Origin of the sequence: Metabacillus sp. cB07 (assembly GCF_016839225.1) — a bacterium.
GTDB lineage: Bacteria > Bacillota > Bacilli > Bacillales > Bacillaceae > Bacillus_P > Bacillus_P indicus.
Genome location: NZ_CP069296.1, coordinates 1,061,988 through 1,082,843, shown reverse-complemented (window position 1 = coordinate 1,082,843; position 20,856 = coordinate 1,061,988). Strand labels below are relative to the sequence as shown.

General features: G+C 45.5%; 21 protein-coding genes and 1 riboswitch. Of the genes, 6 read left to right on the top strand and 15 right to left on the bottom strand.

Features of this window, described 5'->3' with window-relative positions; translation table 11 throughout:
• Positions 1–30 precede the first annotated feature (30 nt).
• The 3 genes from JOJ89_RS05430 to JOJ89_RS05420 form a co-directional block, all read right to left on the bottom strand.
• Positions 31–1,422: a M20/M25/M40 family metallo-hydrolase gene (locus JOJ89_RS05430; RefSeq protein ID WP_203289773.1), complete on the bottom strand. Its 1,392-nt coding sequence runs from the start codon at positions 1,420–1,422 to the stop codon at positions 31–33.
• Between the two features lie 215 nt (positions 1,423–1,637).
• Positions 1,638–3,206, bottom strand: coding sequence for a sodium/solute symporter (locus JOJ89_RS05425; RefSeq protein WP_029565178.1), 1,569 nt, complete (start codon positions 3,204–3,206; stop codon positions 1,638–1,640).
• On the bottom strand, positions 3,203–3,568 hold the full coding sequence (locus tag JOJ89_RS05420) for a DUF485 domain-containing protein (protein ID WP_203289772.1): 366 nt from the start codon (positions 3,566–3,568) through the stop codon (positions 3,203–3,205). Before JOJ89_RS05420 ends, JOJ89_RS05425 begins: the two co-directional genes overlap by 4 nt.
• A 168-nt stretch (positions 3,569–3,736) precedes the next feature.
• Here JOJ89_RS05420 and JOJ89_RS05415 point away from each other — a divergent pair, with 168 nt between their 5' ends.
• The gene (locus JOJ89_RS05415) at positions 3,737–4,966 is read left to right on the top strand and encodes a helix-turn-helix transcriptional regulator (protein ID WP_051826965.1); all 1,230 of its coding nucleotides are present in this window, start codon (positions 3,737–3,739) and stop codon (positions 4,964–4,966) included.
• A 63-nt stretch (positions 4,967–5,029) separates the two neighbouring features.
• The gene (locus tag JOJ89_RS05410) at positions 5,030–5,698 is read left to right on the top strand and encodes a potassium channel family protein (RefSeq protein ID WP_203289771.1); all 669 of its coding nucleotides are present in this window, start codon (positions 5,030–5,032) and stop codon (positions 5,696–5,698) included.
• Positions 5,699–5,743: 45 nt separating this feature from the next.
• Here the strand turns inward: JOJ89_RS05410 and JOJ89_RS05405 are convergent, their stop codons facing one another.
• A complete protein-coding gene (locus JOJ89_RS05405) occupies positions 5,744–6,265 on the bottom strand; it encodes a dihydrofolate reductase family protein (protein WP_203289770.1) in 522 nt (173 codons plus the stop codon).
• Between the two features lie 87 nt (positions 6,266–6,352).
• On the opposite strand from JOJ89_RS05405, the gene JOJ89_RS05400 reads away from it, so the two are divergent.
• Positions 6,353–7,294 (top strand): helix-turn-helix transcriptional regulator, encoded by a 942-nt coding sequence (locus JOJ89_RS05400; RefSeq protein WP_203289769.1) that lies wholly within the window; start codon positions 6,353–6,355, stop codon positions 7,292–7,294.
• A 119-nt stretch (positions 7,295–7,413) separates the two neighbouring features.
• On the opposite strand, the gene JOJ89_RS05395 is transcribed toward JOJ89_RS05400, so the two are convergent.
• On the bottom strand, positions 7,414–7,833 hold the full coding sequence (locus JOJ89_RS05395; protein ID WP_203289768.1) for an Lrp/AsnC family transcriptional regulator: 420 nt from the start codon (positions 7,831–7,833) through the stop codon (positions 7,414–7,416).
• Between the two features lie 146 nt (positions 7,834–7,979).
• On the opposite strand from JOJ89_RS05395, the gene JOJ89_RS05390 reads away from it, so the two are divergent.
• Together JOJ89_RS05390 and JOJ89_RS05385 are read left to right on the top strand one after the other, a co-directional pair.
• Positions 7,980–8,180: a DUF1272 domain-containing protein gene (locus JOJ89_RS05390; protein WP_029282494.1), complete on the top strand. Its 201-nt coding sequence runs from the start codon at positions 7,980–7,982 to the stop codon at positions 8,178–8,180.
• A 311-nt stretch (positions 8,181–8,491) separates the two neighbouring features.
• A complete protein-coding gene (locus JOJ89_RS05385) occupies positions 8,492–8,863 on the top strand; it encodes a VOC family protein (RefSeq protein WP_029282495.1) in 372 nt (123 codons plus the stop codon).
• Between the two features lie 297 nt (positions 8,864–9,160).
• On the opposite strand, the gene JOJ89_RS05380 is transcribed toward JOJ89_RS05385, so the two are convergent.
• The 10 genes from JOJ89_RS05380 to JOJ89_RS05335 all read right to left on the bottom strand — a co-directional run bounded on the left by JOJ89_RS05380 (position 9,161) and on the right by JOJ89_RS05335 (position 19,624).
• Complete coding sequence (locus JOJ89_RS05380; RefSeq protein ID WP_029282496.1) at positions 9,161–9,823, bottom strand: Type 1 glutamine amidotransferase-like domain-containing protein; 663 nt, start codon at positions 9,821–9,823, stop codon at positions 9,161–9,163.
• Positions 9,824–9,985: 162 nt separating this feature from the next.
• Complete coding sequence (locus JOJ89_RS05375; protein ID WP_051826963.1) at positions 9,986–10,360, bottom strand: DUF948 domain-containing protein; 375 nt, start codon at positions 10,358–10,360, stop codon at positions 9,986–9,988.
• Positions 10,361–10,440: 80 nt separating this feature from the next.
• Positions 10,441–11,658, bottom strand: coding sequence for a threonine synthase (locus JOJ89_RS05370; protein WP_203290261.1), 1,218 nt, complete (start codon positions 11,656–11,658; stop codon positions 10,441–10,443).
• 69 nt (positions 11,659–11,727) lie between these two features.
• Positions 11,728–12,915, bottom strand: a complete 1,188-nt coding sequence (metC, locus tag JOJ89_RS05365) for a cystathionine beta-lyase (RefSeq protein ID WP_029282499.1) — start codon at positions 12,913–12,915, stop codon at positions 11,728–11,730.
• The gene (locus JOJ89_RS05360; RefSeq protein ID WP_029565173.1) at positions 12,902–14,026 is read right to left on the bottom strand and encodes a methionine biosynthesis PLP-dependent protein; all 1,125 of its coding nucleotides are present in this window, start codon (positions 14,024–14,026) and stop codon (positions 12,902–12,904) included. Before JOJ89_RS05360 ends, metC begins: the two co-directional genes overlap by 14 nt.
• Before the next feature lie 130 nt (positions 14,027–14,156).
• Positions 14,157–14,280: riboswitch (SAM riboswitch) on the bottom strand.
• Positions 14,281–14,359: 79 nt separating this feature from the next.
• Positions 14,360–15,169: a carbohydrate ABC transporter permease gene (locus tag JOJ89_RS05355; RefSeq protein WP_203289767.1), complete on the bottom strand. Its 810-nt coding sequence runs from the start codon at positions 15,167–15,169 to the stop codon at positions 14,360–14,362.
• 17 nt (positions 15,170–15,186) lie between these two features.
• Positions 15,187–16,062, bottom strand: coding sequence for a carbohydrate ABC transporter permease (locus JOJ89_RS05350; protein ID WP_029282502.1), 876 nt, complete (start codon positions 16,060–16,062; stop codon positions 15,187–15,189).
• 59 nt (positions 16,063–16,121) lie between these two features.
• On the bottom strand, positions 16,122–17,375 hold the full coding sequence (locus JOJ89_RS05345) for an ABC transporter substrate-binding protein (protein WP_029282503.1): 1,254 nt from the start codon (positions 17,373–17,375) through the stop codon (positions 16,122–16,124).
• A 1-nt stretch (position 17,376) separates the two neighbouring features.
• Positions 17,377–18,453 (bottom strand): FMNH2-dependent alkanesulfonate monooxygenase, encoded by a 1,077-nt coding sequence (gene ssuD, locus JOJ89_RS05340; protein ID WP_051826961.1) that lies wholly within the window; start codon positions 18,451–18,453, stop codon positions 17,377–17,379.
• A gap of 280 nt (positions 18,454–18,733) precedes the next feature.
• The gene (locus JOJ89_RS05335; RefSeq protein WP_203289766.1) at positions 18,734–19,624 is read right to left on the bottom strand and encodes a DMT family transporter; all 891 of its coding nucleotides are present in this window, start codon (positions 19,622–19,624) and stop codon (positions 18,734–18,736) included.
• 156 nt (positions 19,625–19,780) lie between these two features.
• Here JOJ89_RS05335 and JOJ89_RS05330 point away from each other — a divergent pair, with 156 nt between their 5' ends.
• A complete protein-coding gene (locus JOJ89_RS05330) occupies positions 19,781–20,836 on the top strand; it encodes a hypothetical protein (RefSeq protein ID WP_029282506.1) in 1,056 nt (351 codons plus the stop codon).
• Positions 20,837–20,856: the final 20 nt, after the last annotated feature.

The following is a 20,856-nucleotide window of genomic DNA, read 5'->3' as shown; positions in this document are numbered from 1 at the left end:
CCTTCACTTGCATGAAGGCTGTTTTTCTGTCTACTTGATATTCTCTTCTGTTTTGAGCTCATCCGGTGCTTTAACCTTTGGAGCTTTTTTCGGTTTTGGTCCGATCTGATCCATCCTAGCAAGGTCATAAATGGCTGTCCCGACAATTTCCGCTGTATCCTGAAGCTTTTCTTTGCTGATTTTGTCTATAGAATCTTCAGGTGTGTGATACCATGGCTCGGAGGGACTGTGAATAAACAGCGCAGCAGGAATTCCCGCTTCCGCAAAAGGAACATGATCACTGCGTCCTCCCTGTCCATATGGCGTCGGTTCGCCGTTTAGTTTTTCGCTCGATTTTTGAGCAAGGTCTGTGACAAGGTTCGGCTTGCCGTCCAGCGTCAGCATAACCAGATCCCCGGCATCTCTGCTCCCAACCATGTCAAGGTTAAAGTTAGCAACTGTGCGGCTGATTTCATCGTCAGATAACGTGCTTACATAGTGTTCTGATCCAAGCAGTCCGACTTCTTCCGCACCAAATGTCACAAAGCGTATTTCTGTATCTGCCGGTACATTCTTCAAAACGCGAGCAAGCTCAAGAGTCATTGCGGTTCCTGAGGCATCATCATTTGCTCCCGGGGCATCCGCAACAGAATCATGATGTGCACCGAGAACGATAATATCGTTCGCTGCAGATTTTTTGCCAGTCGGTTTTTTCACAGCTATTACATTGTGAGACGTTTTTTCACCCGTTTCCGCTCCCACAATGGAGAGTGAAACTGTTTTCCCGATCTGTGAAAGCAGCGCTTCACCTTCAGCTTTTGATAAAGCAGCTGAAGGAACGAATTTGTCATTGTGTTCTCCAAGGGTTCCGCTTAGTGGTCCCTCTGCATTGTTATATATAATGACCCCGGCAGCTCCTTTTTCCGCTGCATTGAGCACTTTTTCTGCAAAACTGATTTCACCGCGCTTGATAAGGGCAATTTTCCCGCTCAAATCAAGTGAAGACAGCTCGTCCTTTTTTCCAAGGCCAGCTAAAACGAGCTCTCCCGACACATTTCCGCTCACAGAATAAGTAAATGCCTGAGGCTTCAATTCACCCTCGTATCCATCTACTGAAAGGGAGATGCTGCTTGGAGGTGTATAGCCGTAAAATGTGAACGGCTGAACATCGGCTTTATACCCGTATGATTCAAATTCTTCTTTTATAAACTGAACAGCTTTAGCCTCTGACTCCGTTCCAGCCACACGCGGAACTTTTGATAGGTAATCAATATTTTCATAGATGTTTTCTGCGCTGATTGCCTTTAGGATTTTCTTTTCAAAAGGGTCCTGGAAGTGCTGAGCCGCTTTTGCCGCAGGCTCCTGCTTTACAGCAGCCTGTACACTGACAGCTCCAATTGCAAGCGTTGCTGCCAGAGTAAGAGATAGGATTGGTTTTTTCATAGCATTGCCTCCTGATGGTTAGAGATAGATTCTTAATGTGTATCTTACTTTATTTCGCCAGACGAAATAAGTGCCAAGATAACCATCTAAATATACCCATTTTTACTATAAAATAGGTTATTATTCCTACTAATCTTATAATATATATAGTTTATTTGAATGGTTTAAAAACGCACAAAAAGAGGACCTCCACTTAGAAGGTCCCCCGTTTTACATCAGGCAATCTCTGATTCTTTTGAATGCACTTTTCTCATAAAGTCATTTACGTCTGCCGGCACTTTCCGGTCAAGTTTTGAAACAATATAGACGGATAAGAAGCCGATTGGCACGGTAATCAGGCCAGGCACCCTGAATTGCAGGAATTCAGGAAGTGTTGCCGGCAGGAAGATCATGTACATAGAAGAAAGAAGTCCGAGCACAAGACCTGCGATCGCCCCTTTTTCAGTCATGCCTCTCCACCAGATGCCAAGGATGAAGATTGGAGTAAACGTACTTGCTGCTACTGTGAAGGCCAGTGCAACCAAGTGGCCGATTGAGGCTTCTTTTACAAGAAGACCAAGGGCCCCGTATAGAATACCGAGAACGATAATCGAAACTTTTCCTGCAATAACGCGCTCTTTCTGCGAGATGTTTTTCCGCAGGAATGTAGCATACAAATCATGCGCCAATGCACCCGAGCTTGCGATGAAAAGTCCTGACAGGTTTGAGAAAACGGCCGCAAACGCACCGGCAATGACAAGACCAAGCAGCCACTCTCCTCCAAGAGCCTGTGCTGTGGACGGAATAACCATGTTGTTGCCGCCTGCAACAAGATCCTTCATAACTTGAGGATCAGCAGAACCGCTCAGGAAGATTGATCTTCCGACAGCACCAAGATAAACAGCAAAGAGAAAGAAAACGCTTGCAATTAAAATCGCCATAAGAGCGGATTTCCGGGCAGCCTTTGCACTCGGGTTTGTGTAAAAGCGCAGGAGAATATGCGGAAGGCCGATGGTACCAAGCGCAAGACCAATCGTCATGGAAATGGTCTGCCAGAAAGAAGGAAAATAGTTTCCTGTTCCAATCCAAGTCTGGCCGTCATGAACGATGTCTTTGCCATCAGGAGCAAATTCGGCTGTTCCGGCGATGCTTCCTGTGAATTCAGTAACGGACGCAAGAATGCGCTCATAATATAGACCGCCGTATATGGCCGCGACGACCATAAGGATGAAAGCGCCAAGACGGATCCAGAGCTCCAGCGCCTGGTTCAGGGTAGTTCCCTTCATCCCTCCGACACCAACGTAGAAGATCATGACACTGCACGTAAAGATAATGCCAAACTCATAGCTAGTTCCAAAGAACATGCTCAAGATCTGTGCGGCGCCGAGCAGCTGGGGTGCTGCGTAGAAACCTGAAATGGCAAGAACGACTGCTACTGCCGCAAGTCTTGCACGCTTGCTGTGAAAGCGGTAGCCGAGGAAATCGGCTACTGTATAAGCTCCGAATCTGCGGAGCGGACCCGCTACGAAAATAGCAAGAAGAGTAAGCCCAATCGAGAAACAGAACGCATAGTACGCTCCGTCATAGCCAAGCTGAAACGTCAGCCCCGCAATTCCGAGAAACGTTGCAGCACTAAGGTAGTCCCCTCCAATGGCCGAACCGTTGGTAAACCACCCGAAGCTTCTGCCTCCTACGAAAAATTCAGATGCCGTTGCGTTTCTTTTTGTAAGATACGTAATATACACGATTGTACCCATCAGGAAAATCGTCAAAAGCATTTTCGGTTCAAGTAACGCTGCCATCAGTTGACACTCCTTCCGTCAGAAGATTGAACAGAGCTTGACGGCGTCTGAGTCTTCTTCAGTCTCTTCTCGTAAAGGGAAGTATGAATAAATGCAATTAAAAAGGCCATGCCCATCGCAAAGATTCCGGTGAAAAACCAGGCGTACGTCATGCCTCCGTAAAAAGAAGAGAACATAAAATCCGGTGCGAACCAGTTTAAGACCGGGATAATCAAAATGAATGCAAAATAAAACAGTGTGAGCTTTGACCCGATGCTGAACTCGCTTTTCATCAAATGGCGCGTCTCCTCATCAAGCGGCGTGAGCTCCTGGACATCCACTGTCCCTGCCTCTACATACTCATAATCTTTATAATCTGCTGCCACGATCCTTTCCCCCTTTTATCTGGTAATCTGCTGCTTGATTGTATTGTACATGACCAAAACGCGCGTTACCTTACAATAAATTATCAGAAATGTATAAATATTTAATATATTCCTTCTTTCATGTATACTAGTGCTAGAGTCATACTGATAGAAACGGGGAATAAAAGCGTGTATACCGTAACATTCGAAGTTAAGGAACCTGCCGAAAAAGAGAAAATGGCCGCATGGATCCATGAAGAACTTAAAGAAGAACTATCTGTTTCCGGTCATAGACGAGATCCGCTTACGATAACGGTAGTCGAAGTTACTAAACTGTTCGACTGGGTTAAAATTCACCGGCTCAAAAAACACCATCAGAACTGCATTATCTTCCCGCTTATTGAGCCTTCCATGCTGAAAACATCGCCGCTTGCACTTGAGATGAAGCTTCAGACAATGCTCGTTAAGCCTGTCAAAAAACACACCTTCATTAAAAGCATAAAAAAAGTACTGACTTCAGCTGCAAATGAAAGCGCAATCATAACGAACTACGGTGATATGACTAAAACATACAAGCAAGGAAACAGCGAGCTTCTTCCCTTTCAGGAAGCTTTTCTCAGAAGACTTCTCAGAGCCGAAGTCAAATCTGAGGAGGAACTGTTTGCCGCACGCCCCTATTTTCCTGATCACAGCGTCCCAAACACGGTCTGTTTTATTCAGGGATTCATTCACAACCAGCCCCGGGAAACAGCAGTAAATGCGCCCATGCTGATTCAGGCTGCGTTTAAAGATGCTTTTTCAGCCATAGGTGTGCTTCCTTCTTTTCTGGCCTATAAAAAACATCTGCTCATGCTGATCCAGGTTCCGCACGGCTATACATCCTTTCAGCACTTTCAGGAAGGCGAAGAGACTTTCCTCCGGGCAGCAGAAGCATTGAAGGAAAAACACGGCATTCATCTTTTCACAGGCGTCGGATCAATCTGCAGAGAACCCCTTATGCTCTCCCACTCTTACAGGGAAGCACGAAAAGCAAGGCGCACGCCTCACTATAACAGGCTGTCGCTCCGCTACTATGAAGAGATAACGAAGAACCCGCTGATCACCTCATGCACCAAATATATCGCAGAAAACTGCCAGCATGATTTAACAACCAGACAAGTCGCCAATCAAATAAACATCAGTGTTCCCTACTTCTGCAGACTTTTCAAAAAAGAAACGGGCAGGAGCTTTGTCGAATATGTCACCTTCGTCCGCCTGCAGCGTGCCGTCTGGATGCTTCGCCATTCAGACAAAACAATCGAGCAGATCGCAGATGAACTTGGCTTCAACACACCGAACTATTTCAGCTCGACTTTTAAAAAATACGTAGGCATTACCCCGAGCGAGTACCGGATGACGGATGAGATTTTGTTTGTTTGATAGTTGTTTTGGAGGTGTACACAAATAAATAGAACAATCTTGTATTTTTCATATGAAATCTTTTTGGCAGCTTTAATCATTTATTCGTTATTTGGAAACTTGCCTGATCAAGAAGACAGGATTTTATCCTTGTTTGTTTGGGGATTGTTTTTAGTAGATTATATAGTCCGCTTTGTTGTCAGCAAAAACAAGTGGCAGTACGTGAAAAAGCATCCATTAGAGTTGTTGGCAATTATTCCGCTTGATCAATTATTCAGGACATTAAGGCTTGTCCAAATTATTAAAGTCATCAGGCTGATCGTTTTAATTAAAAGAAAGAATTCCCTTCTTGAAATCTTGACGCAGAAATACAAAGTGGACAGAATATTTGTGACGGTAGTTGCTTTATTATTTCTAAGCGCAGCAGCTATGCATGAGGTTGAACCAAGCTTTAAAACGTTTGAGGATGCCCTATGGTGGTCTGTTGTCACTACCACGACTGTAGGGTATGGAGATCTTTATCCGGAAACAGCCGTCGGCAGACTTATTGCAGCGTTTCTCATGTTTGTGGGAATTGGCCTTATTGGAGTCATAACAGGAATGTCAGCTTCTCTTTTTTCAAGGGAGAAAGAACAGCTGCCTGATGAATTAAAGTATGTGAAAGATAGTATAGATGAGTACCCTGCACTTACAAACGAAAAAATTGATATCTTGATTGGCAAGTTAGAAAATCTGAAAAGAACACAACAATAATTTAAAGCAACATAGGCATCTTCCAATTTGAAGATGCCTCGCTTTCTATTGCCGGCCGTAATGAGACTGAACATAGTCCCCAAAGCGGACAGTTCTTTTATATGCAAGTTTGGTTTCGGGATTACCCGGTCTGAACAAGGTAATGCCGTCTCCTAGAATGACTGGAACGGTCGTGATGATATATTCATCAATCAGATCTTTTTTCATAAAATCATCGAGAATTTCTGCGCCGCCGACCATCCAGATGTCAGCGCCGTCCTCTTTTTTCAATTGGTCAATGAGTGCTTCCGGTTCTTCCTTCGTAAAAATCAGGTCACCTTCTGTCCTGGATTCGCTTCTTGTATAGATGAAGCTTTTCATCCCTTCATATGGATACTTGTGATTTGTGAGTTGAAGAACGTGATCATATGTTTTTTTACCCATGATGACCGTATCGATTGTTTTTAGAAACTCACTGTACCCGTTGTCTCCCTCTCCCTGTGCTTCTTCCAGCCAGTCAATGCTTCCATCCCTGCGTGCAATGTACCCGTCAAGACTGACTCCTATATATAAAACCACTTTTCTCATATGTCCATCTCACTTTCTAAAATTGACTTCTGTATCATCCTAGCAGATAATGGCGACAGAATCTGTCGTGAATAGCGGGGAATTTTTATGTCAAAAACACAGCGATTACTAAACATTCTTTTTTACATCAACAGGCAGAGAAAAGTGACGGCCGGTGAACTCTCTGCGGAATTCGATATCAGTGTCAGGACGGTTCAGCGCGACCTTGCTGAACTGGAGGCATGGGGGGTTCCTTTATATAGTGAACCGGGGCCGGGCGGAGGATACACGGTTCTCAAAAACAATATCCTGCCTCCGTCTTTTTTTACAGAGGACGAGGGAATTGCCCTTTATTTCTCCTATCAGCACCTCCTGCTCCTGCACGCCCTGCCTTTTCAGTCCGAAATCAAGGCTGCATCTGATAAGCTGTATGCTTCTTTTCCTGCTGCTGTAAAAGAGAAAATTGATCAGTTAAAAGAACGGGTCGCTTTTTGGGCTCCGCCGTCCAAAGCGGATGTGCCTTTTTTAAACGAACTTCTGGACGCTGCCGTGCAACAGATTGAAATCCGAATTGCCTATGAAAGCAGAAACGGACAATCCAAACGGGCTATCGTGCCATACGGTTTATACTCATCCGGGGGGCTTTGGTACTGTCCTGCATATGACAGGAAATCCGGCGGGGACCGGCTGTTCCGGGCAGACAGAATTCTTTCTTTTGAAAAATTGGCTCCTGCGCAGAACAGTTCTGTAACGTTAAAACAATGGATGGAGAAAGAAGAAACGCGTACACAGGCGCCGCTTAAAGTCCTGCTCTCAAAAAACGGGGTAAGAGAGTCCAAAACGCTGCCTTTTCTGTCAGATCATCTTACGATTAATGAGGACGGCACCGGATTTATTGACACTTTAGCACCGCTTGAGGAAGTTCCGTTCATGGCGAAGCAGTTCATCCTGCTTGGAGAAGATGTTTATGTACAAGAACCCAAAGAGCTGGTAAAAGAAATGGTTAAGCGGGCTGAGGATGTGCTGAGGATGTATAGAACTGATGGTTAGCAGTGAATCTGCTTTAGGAGTGAATAACCTGTCCCGTTATTCACTCCACAGCATGATTCACTATAACTTCAGCGGTTCATAGCTTGACCAGGCTTGAACCGCTTCTTCCTTCAATCCGGCTATATAACTTTATCAGGAACAGGAGATGACAGGTTCATCATCGTGAGCGGTTCGCCGTACTCCATGGACGAATCAATGAACCCTTCTAATAACTCATTCGACCCAGTCACGATTTTAACAAGATAACTGTACTCTCCAGTTAACCGGTGACATTCAATAACCAAAGGATTTTGTTTGCAAAATTCTCTAAATGCGCTGCATCGGTGCGTTTTCATTAAAATGAATGCTTGAACCGGTTTATCAATCTTCACATTGTCAATTTCAGCCTTATAACCTTTAATAATCCCCTGATCCTCCATCTTCCTGACCCTTTCTGTGACCGCAGGCACGGATAACGAAACTTTCTTTCCAAGTACAGTCATTGAAACTCTTCCATCTTCCTGCAAAATCGTAAGGATTTGACGATTAATCGGGTCCATATGATGCCACCTTTATTTTTTTATCTCAATCTAATAAAATACATTATTTTCTTAAGTATAACCGGCTAAATTCCATAAGAACAGTATGTTTAAACCGGCATTGATAAACTAAAATAAGGAGTATTCAAATATTGGAGGTTTTAATAATGGGATTAGAAATGAAGACAATATGCGAAAAATGTGATGGAGATTTAAAAGGAAAGGCATACATCTGTGTGCATGAATGCACTTTTTGCGAAGACTGCACAATTGAAATGTCAAACGTTTGTCCTAATTGTTCAGGAGAACTTGTCAGAAGACCTGAGAGAGCTGGTTTTTGTCCTATTAATAGCGCTGTAAGTATGTGAAATGCCAAAACGCTTCCTACTGCGCTGTATATTATAAGAGAAGCTTAGATTAGGATTTTCAATACAAAAGGCTTCATGATGAGTAACGGGCCGATATTAAGGTGCAAAACTGAAAATTGCAAAGTAATTCTCACACCATTTACTACCAAAATGGTGTGTTTTTTCATTCAACCGATTAAAGCAGAATTTAGCATGATTATGTTAATATGGAAATAATAGTTATTAAATTAAAAGATTTTAGTTCAACAGTTAAATAGGTATTTAGTCAGGAAACTAATTCATACACCTGATTAAATAAAGGAGAGAAAACTTTGAGTCAATCATTTATTGAACAAGTCCATTATATTAGGATTCCAGTTAAAGATTTAGAACTGTCTGCAAAATGGTATAGAGATGTATTGGGGCTCCACCTACTAAACATTACTGAAGAACTTGCAGTTTTAAAAGTAAATGAAGGACCTTTCTTACTTATCTTGGTTCCTACCGAAGATGAAACATTTGCACATTTTACAATTGATAATCAACAAGAATTTAGCATTGGCTTTACAAGTCGAGAATTATCGAAATTTCATCAGCATTTAATTTTTAATCAAGTTAAGGTTGAGGAAATAAAAGAAGATAATGGTCATGCCTTTTTCCACTTTTACGACCCAGATGGCAATAAACTTCAAGTACACTGGTAGGGACCTTTCCGAGTGGACGAGTTGAGTATGGCGAGGACATTCAGCTCTGAGGGAAGTTAAAAAGGAAACGGGATTGGAAGTAAAACTATGCGGGACTGCTAGTGTATATTATTTTATCAAAGGAAACTCCATTTTAAAATGGAGTTCTTTTTTGTACTGTTCCGAGTCTTTCAATCCAACCCATTACATAAAAGGGCCATTTCATACAGATACCTTACCCATGCTGCATCATCACTCAACAAAAGTTTAACGGCTAATGCAGTGTCTTTTGATTCGCCTATTCTTTCAAATGGTCTACTATAACTGCTTCCAATTCCCTTCAGAAATAACTTCTGCTTCTCCGTCAATCACCTTAATGGCGGTCTGATCGTCTATTGCATACGCTGGTCCCTTGATTCCGCCGGCCCATTTTTCTGCAGCAGCCATGGTGTTGCCCGGAAGCATCTCGTGGTCCAGATGAGGAAATAGTGAAAAATCAACCATGCTCAGCGTTTCATCTCTTCCAGAGGGCGGAGTCCAGCCGACGAAATAGTCTCCGATCTCAGGGGCCATCACCATGCTCCCGGCACTCATTCCCACATAAACGGCGTTAAGCGACGGCAAGAGGTCTGCGAAACCGGATTGCCGCATCCAGTGGCACAGGTAGAGGGCGTCGCCTCCAGACACCAGCAGGACGTCTGTCTCCTGAACGAGCGGCACCCAGCGGTCTTTATCAATGCTCGGCAGCGCGGTGAGCTCCAGCACGCCTACAGATTTCCAGCCCAAATCGACCATGGGATTTCCGGGTTTCCCGGTGATAAACTCCCAGACTTTGACGCCGGGCCCGACCCAGGGGTGTCCGTACATAGCTGTAGGAATGCAGAGGGCAGTGGAATCTGCGATCGGCTTGTCCAGCATGTCAACAAGGGCATTGTGTATGCTCCGGTTCGTTACGCCTCCAGATGTAAGCAGCAATTTCATGCCTTCACTCCTTATCTTTTTTCGTAATAATATAGGCTTCCATCTTTTATCAAATTATCTGTTTTTTACAATAATACCATGTAAAACAAAAACAGCAGGCACTATTCTCCAAAGAATGTGCCTGCTGTTTCATGTGTCATTTCAATTCTGTTGAGGAAACGTTCATTTAAGCCTGATTTTCATCTCACGGTTTGGGGGATCATCGTTTTTCACTGGAGGGAGTCCGTATCCATAGCCCGATGCCGCCTGTTTTACGGTATGGGTCACACTGTTCAGAACTTCTCCCATGTCCTGTGCGGATTCAAACAGCGGTTCCACTGTCTTCATCTTGCCTTTCACATCAACCGTGATCTGATTGGCAGATTGGATAAGTTCTTCTGCTTCCCCCGACAGATCATGGACCGCTTTCCTTACTTCCGCAAGCGTTTCATTCGTCTCATCAAGAGTCGTCATGCCCTTGCGGAGAGTCTGAATTAAATAGGCGACGAGTAACATAAAGGCGAGCGCAGCTCCTGCAGCACTTACTTCAACAATCATCTTGCACCTCCACAGCCGATTATGCACAAGACTGCCTGTACATTGCTACAGTATATGAATCCCGCTGATGGAGTAGAAGTTTAGAGTGAGAGCTTTTCGCCTTTTTTCAGAACCGGCGCCTCTGCGCGTACCGTCTCCGGATATTTGATGCCCTGGCCGGTGTTCAGGCAGACCACTTTCTCGTCTTCCCTGATCCATCCGCTTTCCTTCAATCTCCGGGCAGCAGCAAATGTTGCGGCACCTTCAGGACAAATAAAACACCCTTCAAGCTTTGCCGTCAGGGCTTGTTCTGCCCTAATTTCCTCTTCTGATACAGCTATGGCATTCCCTTCTGTTTCATAAATTCCCTCCAGTACAAGGAAATCACCGATTGCCTTCGGAACGTTAATGCCGAACGCGTCCGTCTGCGAATTTTCCCAGAACTCCGATTCAGCTTTTCCTTCTTCAAAAGCTTTTACAATCGGCGCACATCCCTCAGCCTGAACGGCAACAAGGCGAGGCATCCTCTCCTTGCTTATCCAGCCGAGCTCCTGCAGCTCCCGGAGCGCTTTGTAGATTCCGATAATGCCCACTCCTCCTCCTGTCGGATAAAGAATGACATCAGGCACCTCCCAGCCGAGCTGTTCGGCGATTTCATATCCCATCGTCTTTTTCCCTTCAATGCGGTAAGGTTCCTTCAGAGTAGAAGCATCATAGAATCCTTGATCTTTCACAAGCTCCGCCACAACTTTTCCCGCATCGCTGATCAGTCCGTCAATTAAATGGAGATTCGCCCCTGAAATGGCGGTTTCTTTCCGGGTGATGAGCGGAGCATCAAGTGGCATGATGACATATGGCTCCATCCCCGCTCTGGCAGCATAAAGCGACCAGGCTGCACCTGCATTTCCGTTTGTCGGCATCGCAAAGGTCCTTACGCCAAGCTCCTTTGCTTTTGAAATTCCGACAGCCGCTCCCCTGGCCTTAAAAGAGCCGGTCGGTATCAGCCCTTCATCCTTCATAAGCAGCTGTGTTAGGCCATATTCTGCCCCAAGCCTGTCCATTTTCAAAAGAGGGGTCATGCCCTCGCCCATTGAAACCACATGCTTTGGATCCTCAACAGGCAGCAGCTCGTGGTATCTCCACAAACTGTTTTCCCTGCTGCCGATTTCTTCTTTTGTTAACGTGCTCTTCACTTGATCTAAATGGTAGCGCACCAAAAGCGGAGATCCGCATGTGCAAAGCTGCTGCACGTCCTTAACTGAATACTCGGCACCGCACTTTGGGCACTCCAAGTGTGAAACATAGCTGTACATCTGCATTTCCTCCATTACTTGATAAAGACTCCTAACATCAAGTTAAGAGTCTTGTATTTTTTAATTCCGCTAGATTTAAGCTCTTAATTTATTCTCCACTGCACTCGCCGGCAGTTTTGCAAGCGCCTGCTCAAAATCTTTGATCAGGTCATCCGCATTTTCCAGCCCGACGCTTATGCGCAATAGTCCGTCTGTAATTCCGCGGCGCTCCCGTTCTTCTTTTGGCATGGCGGCGTGGGACATTCTGGCCGGATAGGACAGAATGGATTCGACCGCTCCAAGGCTTACCGCAAATACCGGCAGCTCCACATTTTTAACGAGCGTGCGGACGGCATCCTCGTCTGCCAGTGTGAAAGACAGGACAGCTCCAGGACCATCTGCCTGATACCGCTGGATCGAGTGCCCGGGATGAAACGTGAGTCCAGGGTAGTACACGTTCCGGACGGCTTTATGGCGGGATAAATAGTCTGCGAGTTTTCGAGCAGACTCACTGGACTGCTGCAGCCTTACGTTCAATGTTTTCATGCCACGGAGAACGAGCCAGCAGTCCTGGACGCCGAGGACGGCTCCGAATGCGTTCTGCAGTTTCTGTACTCTCGCTGCAAGCTCCTCTCCCTTTACAACGGCAAGGCCTGCAAGGACGTCGCTGTGTCCGGCAAGGAATTTGGTGGCGCTGTGAAGGACGATGTCCACGCCGAGTTCAATCGGCCGCTGCAAAGCTGGTGTAAGGAACGTATTATCTAAAAACGTCAGGCATCCGTTTGCTTTTGCAAGCTTTGTAATCCCCCGGATGTCGGTAATTTTCAAAAGAGGATTGGACGGCGTTTCAACGTAAATGACTTTCGTATTCGGCCTGATATGAGAAGCCACTTCATGCAGATCGGTCATGTCAACAAAGCTGTACTCGATGCCGAATCTGCTGAGAACGTCTGTAATGATCCGGTATGTTCCCCCGTAAACATCCTCTGTAATCAGGACATGGTCTCCTTTTGAAAGAAGCAGAAAACAGGTGGAGATTGCTGCCATCCCGGATGCAAAAGCAAAACCTCTAGTTCCGCCTTCAAGTTCAGTAATGGCCTGTTCAAGTGTTTCCCGCGTCGGATTGCCTGAACGGCCGTAGTCGAATTTGCCGTAATCGTCAAAATCAAACTGGTGAAACGTTGATGAATGATGAATGGGAACGCTGACCGCCCCTGTATCTTTCTGCGCCTTATGACTGTTGTGAAGCAGTTTCGTCTCAAATGTCCACTTACCGCTGCTCAACTTTATCTGCCTCCTTCATACATTCAAATGCCTGCAGCAGGTCCTGCTCCAGATCACCCGCGTGTTCAATGCCGACTGAAAAGCGCAGGAGGCGGTTGCATACGCCGTTTGCAGCTCTGATCTCTTCTGGAATATCCATATGTGTCTGTGTGGCCGGATATGTGATAAAGCTCTCAACGCCTCCGAGGCTCTCAGCAAAGGTTATCGTCTTCAGTGCTTTTAAAAATGGATTGACCCACTCTTCTTTTTGCAGTCTGAACGAAAGCATTCCGCCTTTTCCCGGGTATAAAACATCCGTTACTTCGGATTGGTTCTCCAAAAATGTTGCAACCTGTCCTGCATTTTTTTCATGCTGATTCATCCTTAAAGCAAGTGTCTTCATCCCGCGGATCAAAAGCCATGAATCAAATGGGGAGAGCACGCCGCCGATTGCATTATGGTGCTGGGCAAGCTCTTCGCAAAGCTCTTTGCCTTTTGCGACGACAAGACCTGCAAGTACATCGTTATGTCCGCCCAAATATTTGGTAGCACTGTGAATGACAATATCGGCTCCGTCTAAAATCGGCGTCTGCAGAATCGGCGTGTAGAACGTATTATCAACAATCAGCAGCAGCTTGTGTTCCCGTGCCATTTCGGCTATATCGCTGACCTCTGTTTCCTGCATCAAAGGATTTGTCGGAGTCTCCAGAAAAATCGCCTTTGTGCGGTCATTTATCAGCTGCTTTGTACAGTCCCCGTCTTTAAAATCCGCATAATGGAAAACAAGGCCGTATTTGCGCCATTCCCGTTCAAACAAACGGTATGTTCCGCCGTACAAATCGGAAGAGACAATCAGTTCATCCCCGCTTTTAAACAGGGCCATCAGCGTCTGAATGGCTGCCATTCCCGAACTGAATGCATATCCCTGATCGCCGTGCTCAAGATCTGCGATTGCTTTTTCTAAAATCGTTCTCGTCGGATTTCCTGTCCTGATGTAATCAAACCCTGTTGATTCCCCGATTCCATTATGTCTGTAGGCTGTTGAAAAGTAGACGGGCGGGTTTACCGTTCCCGTTATGTTTTCACTGCGATTCCCGATTTGCGCCAAAGTTGTTTCAATGCGTTCCGACATGATTAAACACCATCCTGTTTGTCATTTCTTCTTTTACACGCCCTGGACCGGGCTTTTTTATATGCTTTGGAAAAATAAAAAGCGCCTTCCTCATATAAGAAGAAGACGCTGGTTCGGCAAAACTGGCTTCCTCTTATCTCCCAAGCATTCAAGCTTGCTGGAATTAGCACCTTGGTTCGAACAGGCATCTGCCTGATCTTTTCCGGTTGCTGAGGTTTCGCAGGGCCAGAACCCTCCACCTCTCTGGATAAGAATAAATAGTATGAATTTTTTAAATGTTTTTATTACCTTACCTCACTTTTTTCATAAATGCAAGGGTTTGGGGCAAAAAACTCAGCCCTTCACCGAGCCTGCTGTCATTCCCGCAATAAAATATTTCTGAAGGAAGATGTAGGCAATAATAAGCGGCGCAGAGGCAATCATCACGCCGGTGAACAGCATCGGATAGTTCGTCATGTACTCCCCCTGAAATTCAAGCAGAGCAAGCGGCAAGGTCTTATATTCATCTTTCGTGATGAAAAGCAAAGGGTACAGCAGGTCGTTCCAGTGCATCACAAACAGAAAAATGGCTGTTGCAGACAGCGATGGAAGCGAGAGCGGCAGGGCAATTTTGCAGTACATCAGCCAGTTCCCGGCGCCGTCAATGGATCCTGCTTCAAACAACGATTTCGGCAGAGTTTTCATGAATCCGGTGAGAATGAAAACAGCAACAGGCAAGGTAGCCGCAATGTTGACGATCATCAGTCCCACAAGACTGTTCGTCAGCTTCAGCTGAAAAATCAGCTGATAGAGCGGAATCATGTTCACCTGCGCAGGAATCATCATGCCAAGTGTGAAAAAACCGAACACAGCAGCGCTGAAAACACCGCCGATCCGCGTGATGGCATAAGCGATCAGACTTGCAAAAAACAGCGTCAGAAAGACGGATACAAGCGTGACAACCGAGCTGTTCTGAAAATACAGGCCCATCGACTGGTCCTTAAAAATAGATATGTAGTTTGAAACCGAAAACCGTTCAGGCAGTCCGAGCACATTTTCATACATTTCAGCAATCGTTTTAAACGTTGTTAAAAAGATGGCGAAGATTGGAATGATGATTATGGCTGCATAGATCAATATAAGTCCGTACTTTGTTCCTTTCAACGTTCGTCACCCTTTCCTCAGTAGTCGACCCTGTTTGCGCGCAGTGCCTTAAACTGCACAAACGTAATCAAGGCAATGACGGCCATAAAAATAACGGATTCTGCTGATGCATAGCCAAATTTAAAGCTCCTGAATGCCGTTGTGTAAATCAGGGTTGCGATAATCTCCGTTGAATAGTTCGGACCTCCGCGCGTCATGGCAAAGATCAGATCGAACGCTTTAAATGATTGTATCGTTGTGTACGCGACAACGATGGTTGCTGCGGGAGCAACAAGCGGCCATGTGACTTTTTTGAACGTCTGCCATCTGCTTGCCCCTTCAATTTTGGCCACCTCGTAAAGATCGGCAGGAATGCTCTGAAGACCGGCAACAAAGATAATAATCATCTGTCCTGTATGAAACCATACTTGCACGACAGCAATTGAAAAAATGGCGATTTTCTCATCACCCAGCCAGTTCTGTGCCAGGAAATCAAGCTGCAGCCCTGTAAGAATGGTTTTAAGGAGCCCAAGGTTTGGATCGTAAATAAACGACCAGATAAAGGCGACTGAAACAGAGGATAGAATCGTAGGAAAAAAGAACAGTGCCCTGAAAAAAACATTGGTTCTTGTGTTTTTAATCAGGAAAAGGGCAAAGACAAGGGAAAACAGCGTTTGAAAAACAACGACAAACAGCATGAATTTCACGTTGTTTCCAAGTGCTTTTGCAAAAATAGAATCATTTGTCGCGAGATTGATATAATTGGTCACTCCGACGAAATCAAAATCCGGGGATATGCCGTCCCAGTTTGTAAATGAGTAAAAGAAGGCGCTCAGTGTCGGGTAGATAAAAAAGATGCTGTACACAAGAATGCCGGGTGCCAGAAAGAACAGCAGTGATTTGTTATGTTTCAGCAATGAAAAGGCCTCCTTTCATGATGAGAAGAAGAGGGGCTTTCCCCCTCTTCTCCGGTTTACTTGCTTAAGTTCTGCTCAACAATTTTTTGGGCTTCTGCAGCTGCTTTTTCAGGATCCGTTCCGCCGATGACAGCCTGAATGGACGCGATCACCGCTTTTTCAACATCTGCATTCGGAATCAGAAAGCGCGGCTGGAACCGTGTGTTCTTTTCCATCCAGACAGCTGTATCTTTCAGTTCTTCAGACTCATACGTGACATCTTTAAGCGTTACATGCTGGCCGGTTTTATTTGCGTATTCGCCTGCATTTTCTGATTCAGAAAGGAAGCTCACGAATTTTTTTGCTGCATCCTGCTTTTCTGATTTGCTGTTGACTGCAAGCATGAACGTGGTTGTGTGAACACCCTCGTATTTTGCTTCATTTTCAGCAACTGTGATTGGCGCAAGAAGCTGCAGCTTAATGTCCGGATTTTGCTGCTTAATGCCGGCCATAGCGTAAGATCCGCTTGCAAGCATTCCTGCTTTTTCCTGGGCCATCAGCGCAATGGCTCCGTCATGCTTTGTGCCGAGGGCTTCTTTAGCAATGTAGCCTTTGTCAGTAAGCTCTTTAAATTGAGAAAGCGTCTTGACCCACCACTCATCCGTCAATTTTGCATCGCCGGCCATAAGCTTCGCAAAAATCTCTTCGTCCGGCGCATTGTTCATCATCATGCTGTTCATCAGCTGTCCCGGGCCAATATCAGCTCCAGGGAAGGCGATAGGTGTATAGCCGTTTTCTTTAAGAGTTTCGCAAAGAGCCAAAAATCCTTCCCAGTCTTTAGGGGGCTCCAGTCCGAGTTCTTCAAAAATACCTGCATTATAGACAGGCTGGTTATAGACAAGCTGCAGCGGAACGGCAAGCTGTTTGCCGTCTGCCTTTCCTGCTTCTATCAGGTTTTCGTTGTAATTCTGAACAAATTCCTCATTGGAAAGGTCAGCGAAAAAGCCTGCTTTTTTAATAATTTCAAATTGAGATCCCGGGAATGATGTAAACACATCTCCCGTTGAACCGTCTCTGAGCAGCGTCTGTGCAGTAGACTGATATTCTTCAGATGGATAGACTGTCATGTTTACTTTGATTTTTGGATTCTCTTTTTCGAATTTGCTGATCAGTTCTTTAAAAACTTCAGCATCCTCCCCGCGCCAGTGGATAAAGCTGATTTCTGTCACTCCGTCTTTTCCGCTCCCTCCGGTTTCATTCGAGGAGCACCCGGCTAAAGCAAGGACCATTACGAATATTGCCGCTAAGAAGCTGCTGAGCTTTTTGTTCATCTTATACCTCCTGTTTGATGGTTTTATGTTTCAGGGGCAGCTTTGGAAACAGCAGTTCCGCTGTGCGGTATGCTTCTTCCAGATGCGGATACCCCGACATAATGAATGTGTCTACGCCTGCTTCGGCGTACTTTTTCATATTTTCGGCCACGCTGTCCGGATCCCCGACAAGCGCAGTCCCCGCACCTTCCCTTGCAAGACCAATTCCTGCCCACAGTCCCGGTGCGATTTCAAGCGCGTTTTTGTTGTCCAGCGACAAATCCGTCATCCGGCGCTGCGCGACTGAATCAAAGCGCGCAAATTTTTGTCTCTGCGCTTCCACTACGCTCTCATCAACATATTGAATGAGTTCGTCTGCAGCCTTCCATGCCTCTTCCGCCGTTTCTCTGACAATGACATGAAGCCTGATGCCAAACTTCACTTCGCGTCCTTTTTTGGCGGCGAGCTCCCTGACTTTGTCAATTCGCTCTTTCACGATTTCAACCGGCTCTCCCCATGTCAAATAATAATCAACGTGTTCTGCCGCCACTTCATGTGCTGCAGGTGATGTGCCCCCAAGATACAGCGGAGGATAAGGCTTTTGCACAGGCGGATGATGGATGCCGCCGCCTGCAATGTCAAAATACTCTCCCTTAAAATCAACCGATTCTTCTTCAAAAAGCCTTCTCCATACCGTCAAAAATTCATTTGTCTGCTCATAGCGCTTGTCATGGCTCAAATGAAGGCCGTCTCCTGCCAGCTCAACAGGGTCCCCTCCCTGTACGATATTCAAAAGAAGTCTTCCCCCTGAAATACGGTCAAGAGTAGAAGCCATGCGGGCTGCAATCGTCGGGGGCGTAAAGCCCGGTCTCAGTGCTATCAGAAATTTCATCCGTTCTGTCACAGGAATAAGGCTTGATGCGATGACCCATGAATCCTCGCATGCTTTTCCTGTCGGGAGGAGTGCTCCGGTGAACCCAAGCGTATCCACCGCTTTTGCCACCTGCTGCAAATATTCGATGGTGACCTCCCTCTTGCCTTTATCTGTACCTAAATATCTGCTGTCTCCTGCTGTCGGTAAAAACCAGAATATCTCCATATATATCCTCCTAAGTCATTTGCCTGTGCTCGAATGCACTGCTGTATTTTCAGCTGCCTGAATAAAAAAATGGATCCGCTTTCTTTTCAAAAAGGCTCCCAGCCCAAATAGACATGGGGCGGGAGCCTTTGGTTTTCCAATCAGCTCAATCCATATAAGATTAGTCAGAATTAATTTTTATAATAGTAAGAGTTTACAAGATTGTCAATTTATTTTGCATAATTTGGTGAAAAAAGGCTTTCCCTGTTAACATACATTCTTCAAAAATTGACAAACTCCTTTAACCTTTTCTCTTAAAATTCACAAGCATCACACCTGCAATGATCAGCATGCCCCCGGCGCCGCTCGCCAGCAGGACAGGCTCATTCAGCAGGAGCACAGCGGCAATGACGGTTGCAAGCGGCTCAAAGTAAAGGAAGGAGGATACTTTCGTTGCCTCCATGACTTCCAGCGCCTTCCCCCAGAACCAATAGGCTACGGCTGATACAAAAATCCCGAGAAACATAAGATGTGTCCAGTTTTCGCCTGTCAGAACGGACAGCTGCCTCCAGCCTTCTCCCCTGATGAAAAATGGGAGCGTCATTAGAAAGCCGAAAAAGCTTGTGTAAAAGGTGACCGTCAAAGCCGAATACGGTATCGCCAGTTTTTTAATCAAAATCGAATAAACCGCCCAGTTTAACGTGCTTAAAATCATCAGGATATAACCGAAGTTCACGTGAAACACGATGGATCCGCCCTGCCTGTAAGACGTAATCAGCAGCACCCCGAGAATGGCAATCGTCATGCCGGCCGCTTTAAACAGCGTAAACCGTTCTTTTAAAAAGAAGGCAGCAAGAACAGCTGTAAAAATCGGCGAAAAAGAAATGATCCAGCCTGCTTCGGAAGCCCCGATCGATTGCAGGGCTGAGCCCTGTATGATCTGATGGACGAAAATCCCGAGTACGGCAAGAATGAAAACGGCGGGCATTTGCGAGAGGCTCATCTTGAGCGGATGTCTTAGAAGCAGAAGCAGAAAAAGCAAAAAGACCGCAGCAATTCCAAAGCGGACAACAAGGAGCGTGAACGGGTCAAGCTGGCTGAGAACAGCTTTTGTAGACACAAAAGAAATGCCCCAAAAAGAAATCGAAACGGCTGCATAAATACTTGCAATAAACTGGAACGGTTTTTTCACCTTCAGCACTCCCGGAGCTTGTCTTCTTTTAAGAAATATGAGCTGCTCTCCGTAATTATGACACGTTGAAATCTGTCATTATTCATTCACATATCCTTCCAATTTATTACACTATTATATGGTATATTTATCCTATACAGAAAGGCGGCGAAGGATATGAACCAAACTCTTACTAAGCCTAAATGGGGATTGTATCTGTTTTTTGTGGTCCTGATTCTGGCTTCAAATGCTGCTCTATACCGTCTTCCAATCATGCAGCCTGTTCCTGATGGTGCGCTGATTGGATCCCTTCTTGATTTTCTAGTTGTCATTCCCCTTTTAACTTACTTTTTCATTTTAAGAAAACGGTATTCCCTCACCTATATAGGACCTGTTGTTTTAGCCGGTTTTTTATTTGCCCATTTTATGCTGCCTGAAGAACAGCTTGCCGCGCATCCCCTTCTCCCGGCAGCCGTTCTGGCTTTTGAATCAATCTTCATCGCAGCAGAGCTGTTTCTTCTTGTCCTTGTATTGAGAAAGATTCCTCTCATCAGAAGAGATTATCTGTCAGCATCCGGTCTTCCCTATTTTCACCTGAAAGCGGAATCTGCTGTCTGCAATCATATTTCCAGGAACAAATTGACGGACGTCCTTTTAACAGAAGCTTCCCTGTTCTATTACGCGCTTCTTTCATGGAAGAAAAAAGCACCCGTTCGAAGCGGAACGTTCTTTTCCGCCCACCATAAAACAAGTGCGGTTGCTACTTCGATTATGCTGATTCATGCCATCGTGCTGGAAACGGCTGCGATACATTTTTTTCTCCACTCGTTTAGCCCCGTCCTTTCGTGGGTATTGCTTATTCTAAATCTATATGGAGTGCTTTTTCTCCTCGCAGACATGCAGGCAATAAGGCTTTGCCCTTATCACCTGTCAGATGACACATTGCATCTGCAGGCTGGGATCTCAAAAAAAATCAGCATCCCGCTTGCGCACATACGTGATGCAGGACTGAACGATCTTCCTGAAAAACGGCCGAAGGAACAGGAGCGGCAGATTCTTGATTTAAGCCTTCAAGATCTGGTGAAAGAGAAACCCGCTGTTAAAATCAGTTTAAAAGAACCTGTTTCAGCGGATTTGCTGTATGGATTTAAGAAAGAAGTCACAATCGTTTTGCTTAATGCTGATGAAGCGGAGTCATTCATCCGTGAAATCAGGAGACGAACCGAAAGCTAATGACTCAAGATGCAGGTATT

Bases quoted from the DNA above. Each gene is read 5' to 3' on its own strand.
- JOJ89_RS05430 (WP_203289773.1), bottom strand. From the start codon at position 1,422: ATGAAAAAACCAATCCTATCTCTTACTCTGGCAGCAACGCTTGCAATT.
- JOJ89_RS05405 (WP_203289770.1), bottom strand. From the start codon at position 6,265: ATGAGAAAAGTGGTTTTATATATAGGAGTCAGTCTTGACGGGTACATT.
- JOJ89_RS05400 (WP_203289769.1), top strand. From the start codon at position 6,353: ATGTCAAAAACACAGCGATTACTAAACATTCTTTTTTACATCAACAGG.
- JOJ89_RS05395 (WP_203289768.1), bottom strand. From the start codon at position 7,833: ATGGACCCGATTAATCGTCAAATCCTTACGATTTTGCAGGAAGATGGA.
- JOJ89_RS05390 (WP_029282494.1), top strand. From the start codon at position 7,980: ATGGGATTAGAAATGAAGACAATATGCGAAAAATGTGATGGAGATTTA.
- JOJ89_RS05380 (WP_029282496.1), bottom strand. From the start codon at position 9,823: ATGAAATTGCTGCTTACATCTGGAGGCGTAACGAACCGGAGCATACAC.
- JOJ89_RS05375 (WP_051826963.1), bottom strand. From the start codon at position 10,360: ATGATTGTTGAAGTAAGTGCTGCAGGAGCTGCGCTCGCCTTTATGTTA.
- JOJ89_RS05370 (WP_203290261.1), bottom strand. From the start codon at position 11,658: ATGCAGATGTACAGCTATGTTTCACACTTGGAGTGCCCAAAGTGCGGT.
- JOJ89_RS05360 (WP_029565173.1), bottom strand. From the start codon at position 14,026: ATGTCGGAACGCATTGAAACAACTTTGGCGCAAATCGGGAATCGCAGT.
- JOJ89_RS05345 (WP_029282503.1), bottom strand. From the start codon at position 17,375: ATGAACAAAAAGCTCAGCAGCTTCTTAGCGGCAATATTCGTAATGGTC.
- ssuD (WP_051826961.1), bottom strand. From the start codon at position 18,453: ATGGAGATATTCTGGTTTTTACCGACAGCAGGAGACAGCAGATATTTA.
- JOJ89_RS05330 (WP_029282506.1), top strand. From the start codon at position 19,781: ATGAACCAAACTCTTACTAAGCCTAAATGGGGATTGTATCTGTTTTTT.